The sequence below is a fragment of the Bacillus cereus group sp. BfR-BA-01524 genome (genome assembly GCF_022662595.1).
GTDB classification, from domain to species: Bacteria; Bacillota; Bacilli; order Bacillales; family Bacillaceae_G; genus Bacillus_A; species Bacillus_A thuringiensis_S.
Genome location: NZ_JAKUDW010000101.1, coordinates 1 through 18022, shown reverse-complemented (window position 1 = coordinate 18022; position 18022 = coordinate 1). Strand labels below are relative to the sequence as shown.

Sequence of the window (18022 nt, the reverse complement as noted above, 5' to 3'; positions counted from 1 at the left end):
CTTCTGCTTCCGCAATTACTTCTACTTCTTCAGTTTCTTCTGGTATTTCCACAATGATTGTTTCTTCAAGTTTTTCTTCTGCTTTGACAATCACTGATTCTTGTGAAGTTTGCTTTTCTACTTCAATAGTAGGTTGTTCTATTTCTGTATTACGTTTAATTTCTTCTAATAATATTGTATCCTCGTGCTCTACTTTAGAAGCTACTAATTCTTCTTGTAGATTGTTTTCGTTTAACACCACTACATCTTTTTCTAGCTTAGCACTTTCCATCTGCTCAGCTACTGTTTTATGAAGTAATTCATCCGCTGAAACTTCCTGCGGTGTACTCATTTCTTGAATCACTTCTTTTTCTTCTACTAAAGGCTCTTGGCGTTCAATTTCATAACCGTTTTTCTCTAGCCATTGATCAACAACTGATTTTTCTTTCTTTTTATCTTGTTGACCAACTGATTCATGACTAGGCGAAGAAGACGTTGCTTGCCCTTCTGAGAAATCCGATAATGTATATCCTTTTTTCTCTAACCATGCATCAACAACTGCTTTGCCCTCTACAGATATTTCAAGATCTTCTCTTTCCTTTACTTCCTCCTGCTTTTCTTCCTTTTTCTCTACAGAAGGACGATTATATCCGTAAATTGGCGAAATCATTTCTGTTGGACGAAATGGTCTACGGTTACTTTCTTGCACTGGTGCAGATGCCTTTTTAATGACAGACTCTCGCTCCGGTTCATATTGCACTTCCGGTTCTTCATATGTAGAAACTACCTTCTCCACATACGGTCGTCTGCTTCTTTCCACTTTTATTCCTCTTTGAATAGGCTGATCTTCATACGTTACAGCTTGAACAGGTTGTTCTTCAAAATGCCCTGCTTCTATAACATCCTCTTCATCAAACCCATTATCCGGTACTAATGGAAAACGGCATTTACCTGCATTCCTACTTGCCATTTGTGCTTCTCTTGCTTCAGTGTAGTGGTTTACACGCGGAATTTTCGGCTGACTTTCCATTTGCTTTGGTACTTCTTTATTCATCGCTGTTTGTTCTTCCTCTTTGTTAAACAGCTTTTTCATCCAATCTAACATGCTTACCACTCTTTCTACTAAATAGTAACATCCTTTATTGTATCAGCATTCGGCAAAAAGTGCAGGTAAAATTAAGCATGTCATATTTATCCACAATATTCTAATTTACGAGTGTTTTCATATGGAAAAACGCAGCCTTTCATGTAAGACTGCGCTTAAGCTTTACTCCTCCGATATTCATCAACACTATCCGTTACACTTTGCAATAAAGAATTTACATACTGCGGGTCAGATAATTTTTTATCCTCTTCATGGTTTGACATAAACCCAAGTTCTAATAGTACACCAGGAACTTTTGCCCAATTAAATCCAGAAAGATCATCCCTGAATTTAATTCCATTCACTTTCACTTGCTGATTCTCTCTCATTTTATTTACAATCGTTTGAGAGATTTGAAGACTTTCAGCATAAATCTCTTTCGTGTACGGACTTCCTTCTGCCGACGTTAATACAGCAAATCCACTTTGATTCGGATTTTCAGAACCATCTGCATGAAGACGTAAAAATAAATTTGCCTTATGATCATTCGCAAATGTCGCGCGTTCTTTATTACTTATATCCACATCTTGTGACGTTCTCGTCATTAATACTTGTATTCCCTTTGCTTCTAACTTTTCTTTTAATACGAAAGCCATTTCTAATACAAGTACAGCCTCTCTTTTTTTCGTCACAACACCAGTTGTACCATCTGTCACTTTATATTTTTGCGTCGCCGCTCCTGGTCCAATCGGCTCTAAATTTAAATTCGCTTTTTGTTGATGCCCTGGATCAATAACGACGAGAAACTTTCCTTGTTTTTCATTACTCTCTACTTTTTGTTCATTATTTTGCACTGGTTGCTCAGTTGGCTGCACCGGCATAGTTTCTTCTTTCTTTTCCTCGGCTGATACTTCCTCTTGCCTATGTTCTACGTGTTCATTCGTTTGAATTGCTTGCGATTCTTCTTTCTTTTCTTCTTGCTGCTTTTCTATCGGTGCGTCTTCTTTGTTAGCTTTTCTTTTCTCTTGTATAGAAGATGTAGTTTCTTTTTTCGGCTGCTCTTGTGAACAACCAGCCATATATATTCCAATGAATGCAATCATGCCCATTATTTTTATATACTTCATACTTCTCTCCTATCACTTTGCACCAGATTCAAAGTTTTTCTTATAATTGCCCTATAATCTCATCCATATTTCCAATATAAACTGGCTGCCATGTTTCTGTACCACGTTCTGCAGTATAAACTGGATAAGCGTCATCATCTATATTTACGAAAATCGGATCGCCCATATCCGTTTCATATCCAATTGCAATCCATCCTTCTTGCCACTTTCCGTTTTCTTCACTTATTAATGACTTTTTATGTTTATCATATCGGTAACCGATTTGTCCTTTTTCTAATTCACTTTCACTAAACACATATATTTCATAAGTACCTAGCTCAACATCTTGCTGTTTTGAAGTTTCAATTCGTTTTAGAAGTTCTGCGATTTTTGGTTGTTGTTTCATACGTCTATCCCCTTCTATTTTTCTAAATTTTAACTAATTTGTTTATAAAATACAATATAGATTTTAAGAAAAAAGGTGACATCCTTATCATATTAACGATTTTTTGAGTATATCTATCACAACTCTCAATATATCAACGATTCAACACGAAATTTCGACTTACCAACAAAAATGACAAAAAAAGAGGCTGTCCAAAAGGACAACCTCTCTTTTCTTATATCAATTAAAATTTAAACTCTTGTCCAACTTCAAAGCTATCTTCTAATACAAGAATACCTTTTTCTTGTGGAGCGTCTGGAAGCTCTAATTCACGTGCAGAGCAGATCATTCCAGAAGAAGGAACACCGCGAAGCTCAGCTGGCTTGATTAACATACCGCTTGGCATTACAGCACCGATTTTTGCAACGACAACTTTTTGTCCTGCATCAACGTTTGGTGCGCCACATACGATTTGTAATGTTTCTGTACCGATTTCTACTTTACAGATGTTTAACTTATCAGCATTTGGATGCTTTTCTTTTTCAGCTACATAACCTACAACAAATTTCGGAGAAAGATCTGCTTCTACTGTTTCTTCAAAGCCGTTCTTCGCTAAAATTTCGTTGATTTTCTCAACAAGCTCTTTCGTTAATGTAAGGTTACCTGTTTCCGTTACTTCTAAATAAGAAGATGCATTAAAGATGTTGAATCCTCCCGTTACGTTGCTTTCACGATCATAAACGCGAGCAACATCTCCTTTGCGATCAAAAGTACGGTTCTCTAAAGTAATATCTTGTAAGGCAACAATTAAAGTGTCACCAATTCCTTCAAGGTTGTAAAAAACGTTCACTTCGTTCATCCTTTCTCTTTTCCATCTGTCTTCTTCCGATTTTTCGCTAAAATAAAGATTGGTTCAAATTCTCCTTCTTCATATACGAATGAAAGTGATGTAATCGGAACATGCCCTTCGGCAAAAAATTTCATTGTCATTTGTGCAATAATATCATAACCGATTTCGTTAACGATATCAGCAATAATTAATACATCTTGGTGAGGAACAGCAACAACCATGTCACCAGAAATCTTTTCACGCATCGATTGTAGTAACGATTCGTTTAAAATACGCGTCGCATCATACCCATCGTTTGTGTTTAAAAAGTAGAATGTATTACCTGCTACTGTATCCTGCTTAAATTCATAACCTAATGAGCGAGCATTGAATAATGCCATTTCACGTACTTGTTGTTCTGTAAGCTCTAACTTTTGTAATAAACGCTCATCAATTAGTCGATACGTTTTATTAGAATCTAACGCGTAGTAAATACGTGTTTCCGCCGTATGATCCGTCATAATAAACGGATTTCCTTCTTCTGCTTGTTTCGGGAAAGAAGTAGAGCGAATAACAGGTAAAATTTTCGCTCCGCTATTTTCTTCTTTATGCATCGCAATTAGCGCTTCTTGTACGTAATAAGCAACCTCTTCAATTGCCTTTTCTTTGTTCACTTCCCATTTCGCCACAACTCCTGGAAGCGATACGTTAATACCTTTTTTCGAGTCTTTCTGTTCTATACGTAGAACTTCTTTCTCGCTATCATACTGAAAGTCCCATTCTGAGCGAGATAATTTCTTCATTAACTCGTCTTTCATCTTTTTACTTGTCATCTTCATCTCTTTTTCCTCCCTTCCAAAAAAATAACCTCCCCCGCGAAGGTAGAGGTTGTTTTACAATTCAATTGGCAAATTGCCTTATTTTAAACCTTCAATGAACTCTTCGATTTGTTCTTGTGTTTTACGATCTTTGTTTACATAGCGACCAGTTTCTTCACCCTTATTGTACGCTACAAAGCTCGGAATGCCAAATACGTCTAATTTTACACATAGATCAATAAACTCATCACGATCTACATAGTAAAATGAGAAATCACTATATTTCTCTTCTACTTCTGGCATAAATGGGTCTACAAAACGGCAGTCTGGGCACCATTCTGCTGAGAACATAAAGACTACATTCTCTTCATTTTTTAATTGTTGGAATTGCTCCATGCTTTCTAATGACTTCATCTATATTTCCTCCTCTAACGAGTGCATGTTTTCATGTTATAATCTTTCTTTTATACTACCATACATCGCGCATGGTGCAAGGTTTATGCTTGCTTTTTGTCATACTTATATTGCCCAACAAGTAACTTAACAACGTGTACAAATAATTCCGTGCGGTCGACATAATCATCTGTAAAAATACCGATCGCACCTTCGTGACTACGAATGTCTTTTCTATGTACAAACTCTTCCATCACTTCACTTAACTCCTTGCCATCTTCAAGAGGTGCTAAAAAATCGTCTGGTAACGTAATACGCGCCCCTCCAGCCACGAATACTTTCCCATCACTTGTTGCTAGTGCGCCCCAGTTACACATAAATAAACCGTGCTCTGTTTTCATCACACCGCCCTCTAGTCCAATACCGATTGGAGCTTCTCCTTCCTCTAGCGCTCGTTTCGCTCTATTAATCGCTCCTTGCATCGTCTCTTCATCTGAAAACGGCTGATTTGCTACCCCTGAAGGAACAGAAAGGGATGTAATTTCAGCATCTTTCCAAACCTTCTCCACAGCCCCAACCTTCGTCTTATTCTTCGATCCTACTACTACTTTCATTTCGTTCACCTCTATAAAAATTCATCATTTCACCTTAATCAATTTACTCTTTATACATGGAAGCATCGCAACCACACAACGCCGGAGCATCTCTCCCACCTAAAAAAAGAAAGGCTCTTCAGCCCTTCTTTTCTACGCGTTATTCTTAATTGTCTCTAACGTCGTTTTATCTGTTGTTCTTACAAGCTTCGTAATTAATTCTTTCGCCGCTGCATAATCATCAACATGTAAAATTGAAGCATGTGTATGAATGTAGCGTGCACAAACACCAATTACTGCTGATGGGATACCAGAGTTACTTGTATGTACACGGCCCGCATCTGTACCACCTTGTGAAATAAAGTATTGGTACGGAATGTTGTTTGTTTCTGCTGTATCTAAAATGAATTCGCGCATTCCTCTATGTGTTACCATCGTGCGATCGTAAATACGAAGAAGAGCACCTTTTCCTAATTGACCGAACTGCGTTTTGTCACCAGATGCATCGTTTGCTGGACTTGCATCAAGCGCATAGAAAATGTCTGGTTGAATCATATTTGCAGCTGTTTGCGCTCCGCGAAGACCTACTTCTTCTTGTACAGTAGCACCAGAATATAATGTATTTGGTAATGTTTCATCTTTTAATTCTTTTAACAATTCGATTGCAAGACCACATCCGTAACGGTTGTCCCAAGCTTTCGCCATAATTTTCTTCTCATTTGCCATCGGTGTGAATGGGCAAATCGGCACGATTTGTTGTCCTGGTTTTACACCAATTTCAATCGCATCTTCATAACTATCTGCACCTATATCAATTAACATATTTTTTATATCCATCGGTTTTGCACGTTGCGCGTCACTTAATAAATGAGGAGGAATAGAACCAACAACCCCAATAACAGGACCATTCTTCGTCATAACTTGTACACGCTGCGCTAATAAAACTTGGCTCCACCAGCCGCCTAACGTTTGAAAACGAAGCATTCCGTTTTTCGTAATTTGCGTAACCATGAAACCTACTTCATCCATATGACCTGCTACAAGAACACGCGGGCCAGTTTCGTCCCCTTTTTTCAGACCAAATACGCTACCTAAACCGTCTTGTACAATTTCATCCGCATATTTGCTTAATTCTTGTTTCATAAAACGGCGTACATCATGTTCAAAACCTGATGCACCTTGTAATTCTGTTAACGTACGAAATAATTGCAATGTCTCTTTATTCACGAAGTCCCCTTCTTTCAAACCTTAGTAGAATACCTCTTTTATTGTAACGAAATTTTCGAAATGTTTCTAGTTTCTTCTTTTTTAGCTGTATTTGCTTTATAATTATTATTGGTACACTATTTTTATTTTATAGAATTGAGGTGAATATATGAGCTGGAAAGGTTTAGTAGCAGGTCTTGGCGTTGGGTTCGCAGCTGGTTATCTCGTTGCAAACAAAGTACAAGAACAATCCCATATTTCTTCAGAAAAAGCATTGAAAATGGTGAAACAAGCATTAAGTCATAAAGGTGAAATTACTGGCTCTTGGGTACATATGGTTCCAGAGACATTTGAAAAATATGATGTCGCATATGAAGTTTATCGCGGCGGTCTTACAACAATGTTAGATGATATACAAGAACGATTTGAATTTTTAGTTGATGCTAAAACAGGTACTGTTTTAGAGGTTATAGCAGCATAAAACGGAGGGTTCCCATTAGGTGAACCTCTTATTTTTTTGAAATTGCGAGTATTGATTAAAATTATATCAGCGATTTTTTAAATATATCGACTTACCGACAAAACCCCACAATAAAAAAGAAGCTGCTCCAATAAATATGATGGAACAACTTCCCATTTTTATGCTTCTATACTCGTTTTCCGTTCTATTTTTTCTACGATATGCCCTTCCTCATTCCACTTCACAGCACGATAATATGCATCATGATAAAACGTAAACCACGCCTCTTTGTCAGCACCATACTTCATCCACTTTTGTTTATTTTCAATCGAGGTCATCGGATAATCATCGTATGCCATTACCCATAATACATTTTGATGCGCGTGCGTCGGCAAGAGATCTGCTAAATGTAGCACCGTTTCCCCTTGACTCTCCAAAGCGATAACTGCATGTCCATCACTATGACCACCCGTATGCGCCATCTTGATTTCATCTGTAATTTCTATTTCTTGCTGGAACGTAACAACTTGATCTACAATTGGCTCCCAATTTTCCTTCCAATATGTATTACGTGATCTAATGTTTGGATTCCTCATTTCATTCCATTCTGTTTCACTTACGTAAACTTTCGCATTTGGAAATGTCGGCACAAGGTGATCATCTTCCCATTTTGTTAGACCAGATGCATGATCAAAATGAAGATGTGTCATTAAAACATATTGAATATCTTCAGGCTTTAATCCCTGTTTTTCTAACGATTCATAAACCGATGATTCTTCTGTTACACCTTGATTTCGTTTCATCTTCTCATCCAACTTACCGTTTCCTATTCCTGAATCAATGAGCATATTTCCATCTTTCGTTTGTAAAAGTAACGGATCTGTTCGTAAGTAAATATGATTTGTGTCATTATGTTTATATTTACGTGACCAAAGTACTTTCGGCACAACACCAAACATTGCCCCTCCATCTAAATGTGTATTTCCGCCTTTTAACCACGTTACTTTTATATCTCCAATTTGTAACTGTTCCATTACACATCCCCCTTTCAATTAATCTTAACATAAAATTCTGATTATTTTAGATGTAAAAAAACCTATGCATTACTGCATAGGCTCTGTACGATATTTTGCTTCAACTCGGTAAATACGATGACCTTTACTAGAGAATTTCTCTTCGTATTCAGTCATGATGTTACCTTCAAAGTCGCTGTTATGAAGATCTAAGCTTAAGTACGTTAGTAACATACCATACTCAGCCATACTCATAAGAGAATATTCAAATAAACCTTGGTTATCTGTTTTGAAATGAATTTCTCCGCCTTCTACTAACACTTCTTCATAATTGCGTAAAAACGTTTTATACGTTAAACGACGCTTCGTATGACGCTTCTTTGGCCATGGATCTGAGAAGTTTAAATAAACGCGATCAATCTCACCTTTTGCAAAGAAAACTGTTAAATCTTCAGCATCTTTATTAATTAACTTTAAGTTCGGCACTTCTTCTTCAATTAATTTATCAAGTGCATCTACAACAACACTTGTGAATTTTTCAATTCCGATATAATTAATATGTGGATTCGCTTTTGCCATATCATACATAAAGCGGCCACGACCTGTACCTACTTCAATATGAATTGGTTGTTCATTTCCAAATACTTCTTTCCAGTTACCAGCGCGCTCCTCTGGGTTTCCGATTACGATATGTGAATACTCGTTAATTCGATCCATTGCATATGGTTTATGTCTTAAACGCATAGATGTCTCCCTCTCTTTACAAAACTATTTTAAAGGAATAATTCCTTCTTTCTTTTTTTAATCAATCTACCAAACAAAAAACCAAGTACGTACGAGCACTCGGTCCGTTTCTTTCAAGTATAAGATGTACCATTTTGATAAAAACTACATACAGCATTAAACATTCCATGACGAAACAGCTTTTTCTCTTACATTTGAAGAGAAAAACAATCGAAAGGATGATCCGTTCATGCCAATTAATCAACAACATCAATTAGAAGTGCTGAAAGATATTTTAGTCAACCACCAAAGTGATTGCTGCGGGACAGTTTCAGAATGCGAGCAATTAGAGCGCCTCATTCAATCGTTACTCGCAAACGATAATATAAGTAGTGACGCTAAAACAATGCTAAACGATGTATATTCTTATAGTCAATCGGGTAAATCTTCCTCTAATTTGGACAACCATATTTCCAATAATCAAGAACAACTTACTCAGTGGATTGCTGGAATGGACAATTTTTCTTAAGTATTATTCTGAAGCAAGTAGTTGCTGTAAATATTGATGCCAATATTCAGCTTCTGCTTGCTGTTTTTTTGTTGTATGCCATTGAATAGACAAAATCGTTTGTGCTATCACATACCATCTCATGCGCCTAAGCAGCGATTCATCCATTTCAATATCATAAAAACCGAGCCACTCACTCCACTCCTGGCGCGGAATGTACCAATATAATAACATACCAAGGTCTAGAGCTGGGTCAGCAATTACAGCTCCATCCCAATCAATTAAAAACAACTCATCTTCATCCGACAATATCCAGTTGTTATGGTTTACATCACAATGGCATACAACGAATTCATTGTATTCAATAGCTTTTAATGAATCCATTAAATATTGAAGGCCTTGCTGAATTGTTTCATCATCCCTTATATCTCCTCTTAAAACGAGTTGCAGTTGTTGTAATAACTCTTGTGCGTGAAGCGGCTGCTTCCCAAGTCTTTGAATCATCTGTACAAGCGCTTTAGAGGAGTGAATTTTCTTCAAAAGTTTCGCAACACGTTCTAGTTTCATATCCTCTGGCTCTAACTTCTGTCCCGGAAGCCATTTTTGAGCAGAAATTACATCACCGTTCGTTACCCTTCTTGTCCAAAGTAATTTTGGAACAATTCCTTCTGCTGACAATACCGCTAAAAAGGGCGATGTATTCCGCTTTAAAAATAACTTCTGTTGTCCGTTTTGCGCAATATATGCATCGCCCGTTACTCCACCAGCCGGTACAAGACTCCACTCTTTTCCTAATAATTGTTCCAACCATTCCATATTCATTACCCGTTAACAAATCCTTATCTTTTATAGTTATGAAAAGAAAAACCGCAACATTTCTACACATGTTGTGGATTCATATATTTTACTGTAAATGAAAAGAAAAATTAGCCTCAGCCAAAAATTCTCTATTTTATTTTACAAAACCTGTCATAGAATGACAACTTATCAAAATCGTCACCTTTGTCAATTCTACATTTATTACATTCTCATCGTCAAGTAGCGATTTGTCACATTATCGTCAATATATACGTGCTAATTGGAGCGAGCCTAAGTTCCTTTCCTCTAAATGAAGAAATTGGCTCTATTTTCGCTTCCTTTTCGTCTACTATCACATGCCACGTTTCTTCTTTCGGAAGTTGCACAGTTTTAACTTCTAAACCGCTATTAAATAAAACGACAATCTCTTTCCACGGCCCAAACGATTCTGCATGCTCTAGGTGATATGCAAGTACTTCTGTAGATGTTTGTAAAAAAGTCATATGTTTTTTTATAAGGTCTGCGTTTTGTAATCGGAATGCCCCATGCTCTTTACGAATCGCAATTAAACCTTTTATATAGTTAACGGTCTCTATTTCTTTCTCTTTTTGATCCCAATCTAATTGATTGATCTCATCACTTGCATTATAGCTATTTTCATTTCCTTTCTTCGTACGATAAAACTCTTGTCCTGCATGTAAGAAAGGAATACCTTGTGAAAGAATAACCATTGCGCTCGCTAGCAGGTGACATTTTTTCAAAATCGCTTCTGATTCTTCATTACTGCGCACTAGTTTATCCCACATCGTCATATTATCATGACATTCTACATAGTTAATGCTTTGCGCCGGCTCTAGAAACAACCCTGTTTCTTTCATACTTAAAAGACTTCCTGCTGCAATATACTGCAAATGATTACAGTCTACATGCCCACCAAATGCAAAACCACGCTTATTTATATGAAATGTACTCCCTTTTATCCCATCACGAAATTGATCATTAAACTGCGCCATATGTGGCATTTTCTTCGCATTATTTAACGTTGCTTTTTCCTCACGAGGAAGCGGTGTTTGTAAATCCCATCCTTCTCCTAATAACAAAGCATCTCGTTTTATGTTTCGCACTTCTTTTTCTATCATATTCATTGTATCAACATCTAAAATTCCCATTAAGTCGAATCGGAATCCATCGACATTGTATTCAGTAAGCCAATATAAAATAGACTCTACAATGAATTTCCTCATCATTTTCCGTTCAGATGCTATATCATTTCCGACTCCCGTCCCATTAGAAGGCATACCATCTTCACCATGACGAAAATAGTATCCTGGAACAAGCTTCTCAAATGATGATAGCTCTCTTTCATAAACATGATTATATACAACATCTATAATTACCCTAATGCCATGCTCATGAAATGTCTCGATCAACTGTTTACACTCTACTATCCTGTTATACGGATCAGAGGGATTTGTAGCATAAAATCCTGTTGGTGCATTGTAATATAATGGATTATACCCCCAATTATAGGCAGACGAAGGATTCGCCTCATCTACACCACCGAAACAATATAACGGTAATAGTTCAACATGTGTAACACCTAAATCTTTTATATGAGACAACCCTGTTAACGTCCCGTTCCGCCCTGTTGTCCCCTCTTCCATCAACCCTTTATATGTTCCCTTTTGAATCACTCCACTATTTTGATGTATAGTCGCATCACGAATATGCAGTTCATACAATATGGCATCTGTCATTGATTGTAATGGTGGTAATCCTTCTCTTCTTGTTACATTCGTTTTTTCTAAATCGATAACAACACCGTGTTTTCCGTTTACCGTCACCGACTTTGCATAAGGATCTACAGCTTCGTTCCATATTAAATTAATACAAACAAGAAATGTATAGCGTGCTCCGTCTAAATCACCTTGTAATGTTTGAATCCAAACTCCGTTTTCTCCCCTGTACATTTCATGATCGGCATATTCTTTATCGCTCTTATAAATTCTTACTTTCGCAAGCCTTGCAGTTGGGGCCCATACTTTAAATGTCGTTTCTTCTTTTTGATACACAGCACCTAAATCTGTACCTTCGTAATAATACTTTTCATCGAAAATTGTTGTTCGAATAACAGCACCTATTTGTAAATCCGTTTCTTCATTCCGTTCATCTCGTACTGTATAATACTTTCCCACATCTAGCGGCTCTTCTATAAAGCACTCATACTTCGTTGCATCTGGAAGCGCAATCGTATGAGCAATCGGTAAATCTTTCACATTACTTCCTTCTTGCAAACGAAATGTCCGACTTGTTCCATACGCATGTGGGAGCAAAATTGTAATTTTATTCATTTCATCTAAATAGGCATCAAATGGACGTTTTACTTTCAACATAAAAAAATCACCATCATTCTCAAAGTTAAAATAAAGTGAAACTTTAATGAGCGAGATAAAATGAGCTGCAAATGATAAGGCTTTTCTTATCAACAAGACTCTATACAGTAACTCCATTCTTCTCTATATTATATTCACCTGCATAAAAAACGTTTTCACCATTCTATTTTTGTAATTTTATTTCAGCAATCGATTTATACTTCGGGGTTTCTTTCACGTGGGATTCGTATAAAGTAATTGTATCTGCTTGAAATGATATTTCAGGTACTTCTTTTATACTTTCTAAATGAAACTTTTCTTCTCCTATCCATTTACGAGCAACAGTAATATGCGGATGATACGGGCGTGTTTCTAGAGAAAATCCATTTTCTTCACAAATGACATGTACTTGCTTTTGCAACTGAAACAAATCGTGATTCTCACTTACCTTCGCCCAAAAAATACGGGGCTGATCTTCTCTACCAAACGTTGAAAAACCTTGTAACGTGAACGATAGTTCTTTTGTTTTTGTAAGTGTTTGTAATCCATTCTTTATCCCTTTTAACTGTTCTTCTGTCGCACCTCCTAAAAAGGAAAGGGTAATATGATAATCTTCCTTATGTACCCACGAACGAAATGGTAATTCCTCATTCGTATCCTCTTTATAGTTAGACAGCACTTCTTTTATATGATTTGGTAACGTAATTGCGACAAAATAATGCCTATCCATGTACACCGTCTCCTTCTTTCTATTGTTTCTTTTCTTTCTTATCTCATTCAATTAAAAAGAAGCCGCCCTCTAAAGTAGAGAGCGGTCATTATTCATATATCGGCGATTAAAGTTTCACTTTACTTCGCTAGTTCATGAATTGCTTGCGCATAAATTGCTGTTGCTTTTAATAAGTCTTCAATTTCAATGTACTCATCTTTTTGATGCGCAAGTTCTTCTTTTCCAGGGAATAGCGGTCCAAATGCCACACCAGCTTTTAATGAGCGAGCATAAGTACCTCCGCCGATTGCTAACAATTCAGCTTTTTCACCTGTTTGTTCCTCATATACACGTTGCAACGTACGAATTAACTCGTGATCTTTATCAACGTGATGCGGACGAGAGTTAGAATAGTCTGCTACTGCAAATCCATACGTACCTACATATTCTTTTAACTTTGCAATCATTTCTTCAAAGTTAGTCGTAACTGGGTAACGTACGTTTAATCCTAAATTCCCACAATTCTCTTTCTTATAAGAAAGGCGACCAACATTCACTGTTAATGGACCGCTAATTTCATCTTTATAAGCAATAGTAGCTTTTTCACCAAAAATATCACCAGTAAATGTTTCTGTTACAAATGTCGCAAATGCAGTTGCTTTTCCATCAAGTGAAACTGTAGTTAAGAAGTTTGCTAATAATAAACCTGCATTTTCTCCTTTTTCAGGAGTAGATCCGTGCGCTGAAATTCCTTCTATTTGCAACGTCACTGTATTGCCTTCTATAGTCGATTTCCCTATTTTTTTAGCAGTTTGTAAATACTCTTCATATGCTACTTTAAGTGCATTTACATCTTCTCCTGTAATAACCGCTTCTGCAAAATCAGGAACCATATTTAAACGGCGCCCTGAATCAAATGAAACAAGTTCATATGTACCTTTTTTCTCTTCACTACCATTTTGCACAACTTGTATATCAGAAATTCCTTTTTCTGCATTAATAATTGGAAAGTCTGCATCTGGTGCAAAACCGATTGTTGGCATTTCTTCGTTTTTAAAGTAGTGATCTACACATTTCCAATTGCTTTCCTCATCTGTTCCTATAATCATACGAACACGTTTTGAAAGAGGTAAGCCTAATTCTTTCACAATTTTCATCGCATAATATGCTGCCATCGTTGGGCCTTTATCGTCAATTGCACCACGTGCAAAAATCTTTCCGTCGCGAATATCCGCACTATACGCAGGAGTCGTCCAGCCATCTCCTTCTGGTACAACATCAACGTGACAAAGAATACCTACTAACTCTTCTCCTTGTCCCATTTCAAGATGACCTGCATATCCTTCTAAATTTTTAGAAGCAAAACCTTCAGCTTCTCCTTTATGTAACATGAAAGATAGTGCTTTTTCTACACCTTCACCGAATGGTGCGCCTTCTTTCGCAGATTCTTCTTCCCATACACTTTTAATTTGTAAAAATTGTTGTGTATCACGAATTAAATCATCTTTTCGTTTTGCAACTTCTTCTGTCCAATTAATCGCTGACATCACGCATCCATCCTTCACTATATTATCTCTTTCATCATAGCAAACCGAAATCCCTTATGCCATACACGAAAACTAAATACCGAACAATTGTAATATTTCAGACATTTCTTATTAGTTTTTCTTTTATTTTTTCAAAAAAATTTGCAGGAATTTGGCGTTTTACGTAGAATTTTATGTGATAGTTGACTGACCATATATACAATGTCAACTACCAATATTTTTCTATATAAATATTTGTTAAACTTTTGTAAAATTTAAGTAGATTAAAGCATGAATTTTATCATGTAGAGTACAATGGTAGTAACGACCTTCTTTCCTGAATGGGGTCAAAAAAACTAGTAGAGGAGTGGTTTTCTCTTGAAACCTACAACTACTCGTATGCTAACACGCATTAAATCAATTTATATGTACATCAATGAAAACGGAACGGTAACGACGAAAGACCTTGTAGATGAGTTCGGGATCACACCGCGAACGATACAACGTGATCTAAATGTGTTGCAGTTTAATGAACTCGTGTATAGCCCTTGCCGCGGTAAGTGGACAACAACAGGAAAGAAAGTGAGAATGACCTCATAACGAAAAATAATTGTATGTAAATAAATACATACCCCTTTCTAACTATTAGAAAGGGGTTTTTTCTGCACCTATAAAGGTACTACTTTTCAGTATCTACTTGATATGTTCTTAACATTTCTACTTCTTCATCTGTTAGCTCTCGGTATTGTCCAAGTTCTAGTTCTTCATCTAATACTAACGGACCCATCTCCGTTCTTTTTAGGTAGACTACTTTTTTCCCTACCGCTTCAAACATACGCTTCACTTGATGGAATTTTCCTTCCGTAATCACAAGCTCAATTTCAGAAATATCATCGCTTTTCAATATTGTAAGCGCACCTGGCTTTGTTTCATAGCCATCGTCTAAAATAACACCTTTAGCAAACTCTTTTACATCCTCTTCTGTTACTACTCCTGCAACGTGTGCATAATATTTTTTCGGCACATGCTTTTTCGGAGATAATAATTGATGTGATAACTTCCCATCATTTGTTATTAATAAGAAACCTTCCGTATCGATATCCAGTCGTCCAACTGGGAACGGATCAAAGATTGCATCTTCTAATTCTAATAAATCTATTACTGTTTCATGATTATCATCTTCCGTCGCTGAAATAACACCTTGTGGTTTATGCATCATTAAGTAAACAAACTCTTTGTATTCCACAACTTCACCGTGAATCATAACTTCTTGCTCTTCTACATTTACATGAACTTTCGCATCTTTTACTGGCGTTCCATCAATTTTCACAACGCCATCTTTCAATAATTTCTTTACTTCTTTTCTACTTCCATATCCCATATTCGCTAATAATTTATCTAATCTCACGTTTTTCACCTTCTTTATTTATCATAGAAAAGGGGACGTAATTACGCCCCTCTTGATTTCAACTTTATTTTAAATCTACTACCAAGTTTACGTTGAATTTTATCTAATGCTTCTCCGCCAAATACTCTTTCAAGTACTCCTGTGCGAATTGCTAACAATCCGTAAACAAGACCGCCAATACCTGCACAAATCGCAACTGTTATAAGAGCACCAATACGGCCATCAGGCGAAATCATGAAGGATAGAAGCCATTGTGATAGTTTTACAGCAACGACCATTATAAGTGTCAGTACTGCAATTTGGAATGTTCTTTTATATACAACACCGAATGAATAGTGTGCATATTTTTTAATTTGTCGATTTGTATACCAAACAGAAGCTAAGAAACCAACTGCGGTCGCTAGAATTGCTCCTACTGTACCGAAATAACGAATAAAGATTACGTTACATACAAATTTCAAAATAACACCCATAACAAGCGCGACAATCGCATGCTTTTGCTGATTAATCCCTTGAAGAATTGCCGCTGTTACCGTAAATAAAGCAAATAACAATGCAACCGGTGCATACCACATTAATACTTGTCCACCTAATGGATCTGAGTCATAGAAAGCAGTGTAAATTGGATATGCAAGTGTTGAAATACCGATAACTGCTGGCAATGTTAAAAACATATTTGCCTGGAATGTTTGTGTAATTTGTAATTTCAAATAGCGGTATTGTTTTTCAGTAAATGATTTTGTAATTGCTGGTACAAGCGTTAAACTAAACGCTGTTGCAAGTGATACAGGAATCATAATTAACTTATGCGTCCACATTGTGAAAATACCAAGCGCTCGCTCTGCGATATCGCCTTGACCAATCGCCTGCATAATTGAGTTAAATGTCAATGTATCAATTTGTTGATATAAAGGAATTGTTAACCCAATTACAACGTAAGGAATCGCATATGCGAATAACTCTTTAAACAATTGAACAGTACTTACTGTTGATTCTGGTACAGTTTGTTCAATTAAATATTGATCCAAATATTTTTTACGTTTTAACCAGTACCAAATTAACACACCGAGTGCTCCAACCGCTGAAACGAACGCAGCAAATGTCGCTACTCCAACTGCTGTTGCAACTGTACCGCCAAGTACTTTAATAACGATAAAACTACCAGCTAATAAAAAGATGATACGAATAATTTGTTCAATAATTTGTGAAACGGTAGTTGGTCCCATAGACTGGTGACCTTGGAAATAACCACGAATTAAACTCGCTGCTGGTACAACAATAAGTGCGAAACTTACAAGACGAATGATCGTCGTAACTTCTCCTACATTATTGTGTATACTTTGTTTACCAAGCATCGCTTCTGCAAACAATGGCGCCGTCATGTACAGCACTAGGAACGAAAGAACTCCTGTTACTATCATCATAACCATTCCCGAGCGGAACATTCTCCGGCTCGTTTTATAATCGCCAAGCGCATTATATTTGGAAACAAATTTCGAAACAGCAAGCGGCACACCTGCCGTTGCGATACTTAAAAAGATCGTATATGGAATGTATCCATATGTATAGAGCGTTCCGCCTTCTGTGCCTACTAATGCATGAAACGGAAAGACGTAAATCATGCCTAAGAACTTTACTAAAAATGTCCCTAGCGTAACAATAAGCGTTCCGCGCAGAAATTTCGAATCGGACATACAAAAATCCTCCTACATCTACATAAAGTGAAACTATAATTAGTTGGAGTTTTGTTCATCCCCACTAATTATTAACCCTCACCAATCGAGCGTTTACAGACAGTATGGCTCCTACTAAATTCTTTGATCCAGCCGAATTTTACCGCCCACAAATAGCGGGATAAAGTGAAACTACAATTAGTTGAAGACTTCTCTCCTACTCCTTATTAGTTGAACCATTCGAGCATTTACAGGCTAACAGACTCACTATTTACTTCTCCTAAATCTTGAGGTTTTAGTCTTATCGCCTACAAATAGCAGGATAGTACTGAACTCTAACTTTTGTATTGTACCACAATTCTCTCATTAAGCAGTACTTCACTCTATTTTTCTTTTAAGGGAAAACATGCTATTCTTTTAGGCAGGAAATGTAGAAAAT

General features: G+C 36.8%; 19 protein-coding genes. 3 read left to right on the top strand and 16 right to left on the bottom strand.

All coding sequences use genetic code 11. The features are described from left to right. The 8 genes from MR170_RS25215 to MR170_RS25180 form a co-directional block, all read right to left on the bottom strand. The coding region (locus MR170_RS25215; protein ID WP_242309785.1) for a cell division protein FtsK at positions 1 to 1084 on the bottom strand (1084 nt) is incomplete at its 3' end. 155 nt (positions 1085 to 1239) lie between these two features. Next, on the bottom strand, positions 1240 to 2190 hold the full coding sequence (locus MR170_RS25210; protein WP_140163759.1) for an N-acetylmuramoyl-L-alanine amidase: 951 nt from the start codon (positions 2188 to 2190) through the stop codon (positions 1240 to 1242). A 40-nt stretch (positions 2191 to 2230) separates the two neighbouring features. Next, positions 2231 to 2575: a hypothetical protein gene (locus tag MR170_RS25205; protein WP_029443437.1), complete on the bottom strand. Its 345-nt coding sequence runs from the start codon at positions 2573 to 2575 to the stop codon at positions 2231 to 2233. 223 nt (positions 2576 to 2798) lie between these two features. After that, positions 2799 to 3413, bottom strand: coding sequence for a YtpR family tRNA-binding protein (gene ytpR, locus MR170_RS25200; RefSeq protein WP_001006777.1), 615 nt, complete (start codon positions 3411 to 3413; stop codon positions 2799 to 2801). Further along, positions 3410 to 4222: a DUF1444 domain-containing protein gene (locus MR170_RS25195; protein WP_050844595.1), complete on the bottom strand. Its 813-nt coding sequence runs from the start codon at positions 4220 to 4222 to the stop codon at positions 3410 to 3412. Before MR170_RS25195 ends, ytpR begins: the two co-directional genes overlap by 4 nt. 78 nt (positions 4223 to 4300) lie before the next feature. Then, positions 4301 to 4615, bottom strand: a complete 315-nt coding sequence (locus tag MR170_RS25190) for a thioredoxin family protein (protein WP_000838193.1) — start codon at positions 4613 to 4615, stop codon at positions 4301 to 4303. An 83-nt stretch (positions 4616 to 4698) separates the two neighbouring features. After that, positions 4699 to 5208 (bottom strand): DUF84 family protein, encoded by a 510-nt coding sequence (locus MR170_RS25185; protein WP_016080032.1) that lies wholly within the window; start codon positions 5206 to 5208, stop codon positions 4699 to 4701. Between the two features lie 132 nt (positions 5209 to 5340). Further along, complete coding sequence (locus MR170_RS25180) at positions 5341 to 6414, bottom strand: M42 family metallopeptidase (protein WP_001031517.1); 1074 nt, start codon at positions 6412 to 6414, stop codon at positions 5341 to 5343. A 148-nt stretch (positions 6415 to 6562) separates the two neighbouring features. On the opposite strand from MR170_RS25180, the gene MR170_RS25175 reads away from it, so the two are divergent. Beyond that, positions 6563 to 6874 carry a PepSY domain-containing protein gene (locus MR170_RS25175; RefSeq protein ID WP_000118541.1) on the top strand — a complete coding sequence of 104 codons (312 nt, stop codon included), beginning with the start codon at positions 6563 to 6565 and terminating at the stop codon, positions 6872 to 6874. Positions 6875 to 7032: 158 nt separating this feature from the next. On the opposite strand, the gene MR170_RS25170 is transcribed toward MR170_RS25175, so the two are convergent. Continuing rightward, on the bottom strand, positions 7033 to 7887 hold the full coding sequence (locus MR170_RS25170; RefSeq protein ID WP_242309783.1) for a YtnP family quorum-quenching lactonase: 855 nt from the start codon (positions 7885 to 7887) through the stop codon (positions 7033 to 7035). A gap of 69 nt (positions 7888 to 7956) precedes the next feature. Continuing rightward, positions 7957 to 8610 (bottom strand): tRNA (guanosine(46)-N7)-methyltransferase TrmB, encoded by a 654-nt coding sequence (gene trmB, locus MR170_RS25165; protein ID WP_001239383.1) that lies wholly within the window; start codon positions 8608 to 8610, stop codon positions 7957 to 7959. Positions 8611 to 8839: 229 nt separating this feature from the next. Here trmB and MR170_RS25160 point away from each other — a divergent pair, with 229 nt between their 5' ends. Continuing rightward, positions 8840 to 9118, top strand: a complete 279-nt coding sequence (locus tag MR170_RS25160; RefSeq protein WP_001122235.1) for a YtzH-like family protein — start codon at positions 8840 to 8842, stop codon at positions 9116 to 9118. A gap of 3 nt (positions 9119 to 9121) precedes the next feature. On the opposite strand, the gene MR170_RS25155 is transcribed toward MR170_RS25160, so the two are convergent. From MR170_RS25155 to pepV, 4 genes are all read right to left on the bottom strand, one after another. Further along, entirely contained in the window at positions 9122 to 9919 is a 798-nt protein-coding gene (locus MR170_RS25155; RefSeq protein WP_002094168.1) for a phosphotransferase family protein, read from the bottom strand. 227 nt (positions 9920 to 10146) lie between these two features. After that, complete coding sequence (gene pulA / locus MR170_RS25150; RefSeq protein WP_242309778.1) at positions 10147 to 12288, bottom strand: type I pullulanase; 2142 nt, start codon at positions 12286 to 12288, stop codon at positions 10147 to 10149. Between the two features lie 163 nt (positions 12289 to 12451). Beyond that, complete coding sequence (thpR, locus tag MR170_RS25145) at positions 12452 to 12997, bottom strand: RNA 2',3'-cyclic phosphodiesterase (RefSeq protein ID WP_000373843.1); 546 nt, start codon at positions 12995 to 12997, stop codon at positions 12452 to 12454. Positions 12998 to 13116: 119 nt separating this feature from the next. Continuing rightward, positions 13117 to 14523: a dipeptidase PepV gene (pepV, locus tag MR170_RS25140; protein WP_242309775.1), complete on the bottom strand. Its 1407-nt coding sequence runs from the start codon at positions 14521 to 14523 to the stop codon at positions 13117 to 13119. 357 nt (positions 14524 to 14880) lie between these two features. On the opposite strand from pepV, the gene MR170_RS25135 reads away from it, so the two are divergent. Next, the gene (locus MR170_RS25135) at positions 14881 to 15102 is read left to right on the top strand and encodes a DeoR family transcriptional regulator (RefSeq protein ID WP_000805512.1); all 222 of its coding nucleotides are present in this window, start codon (positions 14881 to 14883) and stop codon (positions 15100 to 15102) included. Between the two features lie 79 nt (positions 15103 to 15181). On the opposite strand, the gene MR170_RS25130 is transcribed toward MR170_RS25135, so the two are convergent. Both MR170_RS25130 and MR170_RS25125 read right to left on the bottom strand, forming a co-directional pair. After that, on the bottom strand, positions 15182 to 15910 hold the full coding sequence (locus MR170_RS25130; RefSeq protein ID WP_001234948.1) for a pseudouridine synthase: 729 nt from the start codon (positions 15908 to 15910) through the stop codon (positions 15182 to 15184). A gap of 41 nt (positions 15911 to 15951) precedes the next feature. Further along, a complete protein-coding gene (locus tag MR170_RS25125) occupies positions 15952 to 17604 on the bottom strand; it encodes a putative polysaccharide biosynthesis protein (protein WP_016080027.1) in 1653 nt (550 codons plus the stop codon). Between the last annotated feature and the right edge of the window lie 418 nt (positions 17605 to 18022).

What these genes read in the sequence shown, in the direction of transcription:
- MR170_RS25210 (WP_140163759.1), bottom strand. Translation starts at nt 2,190, where the DNA reads ATGAAGTATATAAAAATAATGGGCATGATTGCATTCATTGGAATATAT.
- MR170_RS25205 (WP_029443437.1), bottom strand. Translation starts at nt 2,575, where the DNA reads ATGAAACAACAACCAAAAATCGCAGAACTTCTAAAACGAATTGAAACT.
- ytpR (WP_001006777.1), bottom strand. Translation starts at nt 3,413, where the DNA reads ATGAACGAAGTGAACGTTTTTTACAACCTTGAAGGAATTGGTGACACT.
- MR170_RS25195 (WP_050844595.1), bottom strand. Translation starts at nt 4,222, where the DNA reads ATGAAGATGACAAGTAAAAAGATGAAAGACGAGTTAATGAAGAAATTA.
- MR170_RS25190 (WP_000838193.1), bottom strand. Translation starts at nt 4,615, where the DNA reads ATGAAGTCATTAGAAAGCATGGAGCAATTCCAACAATTAAAAAATGAA.
- MR170_RS25185 (WP_016080032.1), bottom strand. Translation starts at nt 5,208, where the DNA reads ATGAAAGTAGTAGTAGGATCGAAGAATAAGACGAAGGTTGGGGCTGTG.
- MR170_RS25175 (WP_000118541.1), top strand. Translation starts at nt 6,563, where the DNA reads ATGAGCTGGAAAGGTTTAGTAGCAGGTCTTGGCGTTGGGTTCGCAGCT.
- MR170_RS25170 (WP_242309783.1), bottom strand. Translation starts at nt 7,887, where the DNA reads ATGGAACAGTTACAAATTGGAGATATAAAAGTAACGTGGTTAAAAGGC.
- trmB (WP_001239383.1), bottom strand. Translation starts at nt 8,610, where the DNA reads ATGCGTTTAAGACATAAACCATATGCAATGGATCGAATTAACGAGTAT.
- MR170_RS25160 (WP_001122235.1), top strand. Translation starts at nt 8,840, where the DNA reads ATGCCAATTAATCAACAACATCAATTAGAAGTGCTGAAAGATATTTTA.
- MR170_RS25155 (WP_002094168.1), bottom strand. Translation starts at nt 9,919, where the DNA reads ATGAATATGGAATGGTTGGAACAATTATTAGGAAAAGAGTGGAGTCTT.
- pulA (WP_242309778.1), bottom strand. Translation starts at nt 12,288, where the DNA reads ATGTTGAAAGTAAAACGTCCATTTGATGCCTATTTAGATGAAATGAAT.
- thpR (WP_000373843.1), bottom strand. Translation starts at nt 12,997, where the DNA reads ATGGATAGGCATTATTTTGTCGCAATTACGTTACCAAATCATATAAAA.
- pepV (WP_242309775.1), bottom strand. Translation starts at nt 14,523, where the DNA reads ATGTCAGCGATTAATTGGACAGAAGAAGTTGCAAAACGAAAAGATGAT.
- MR170_RS25125 (WP_016080027.1), bottom strand. Translation starts at nt 17,604, where the DNA reads ATGTCCGATTCGAAATTTCTGCGCGGAACGCTTATTGTTACGCTAGGG.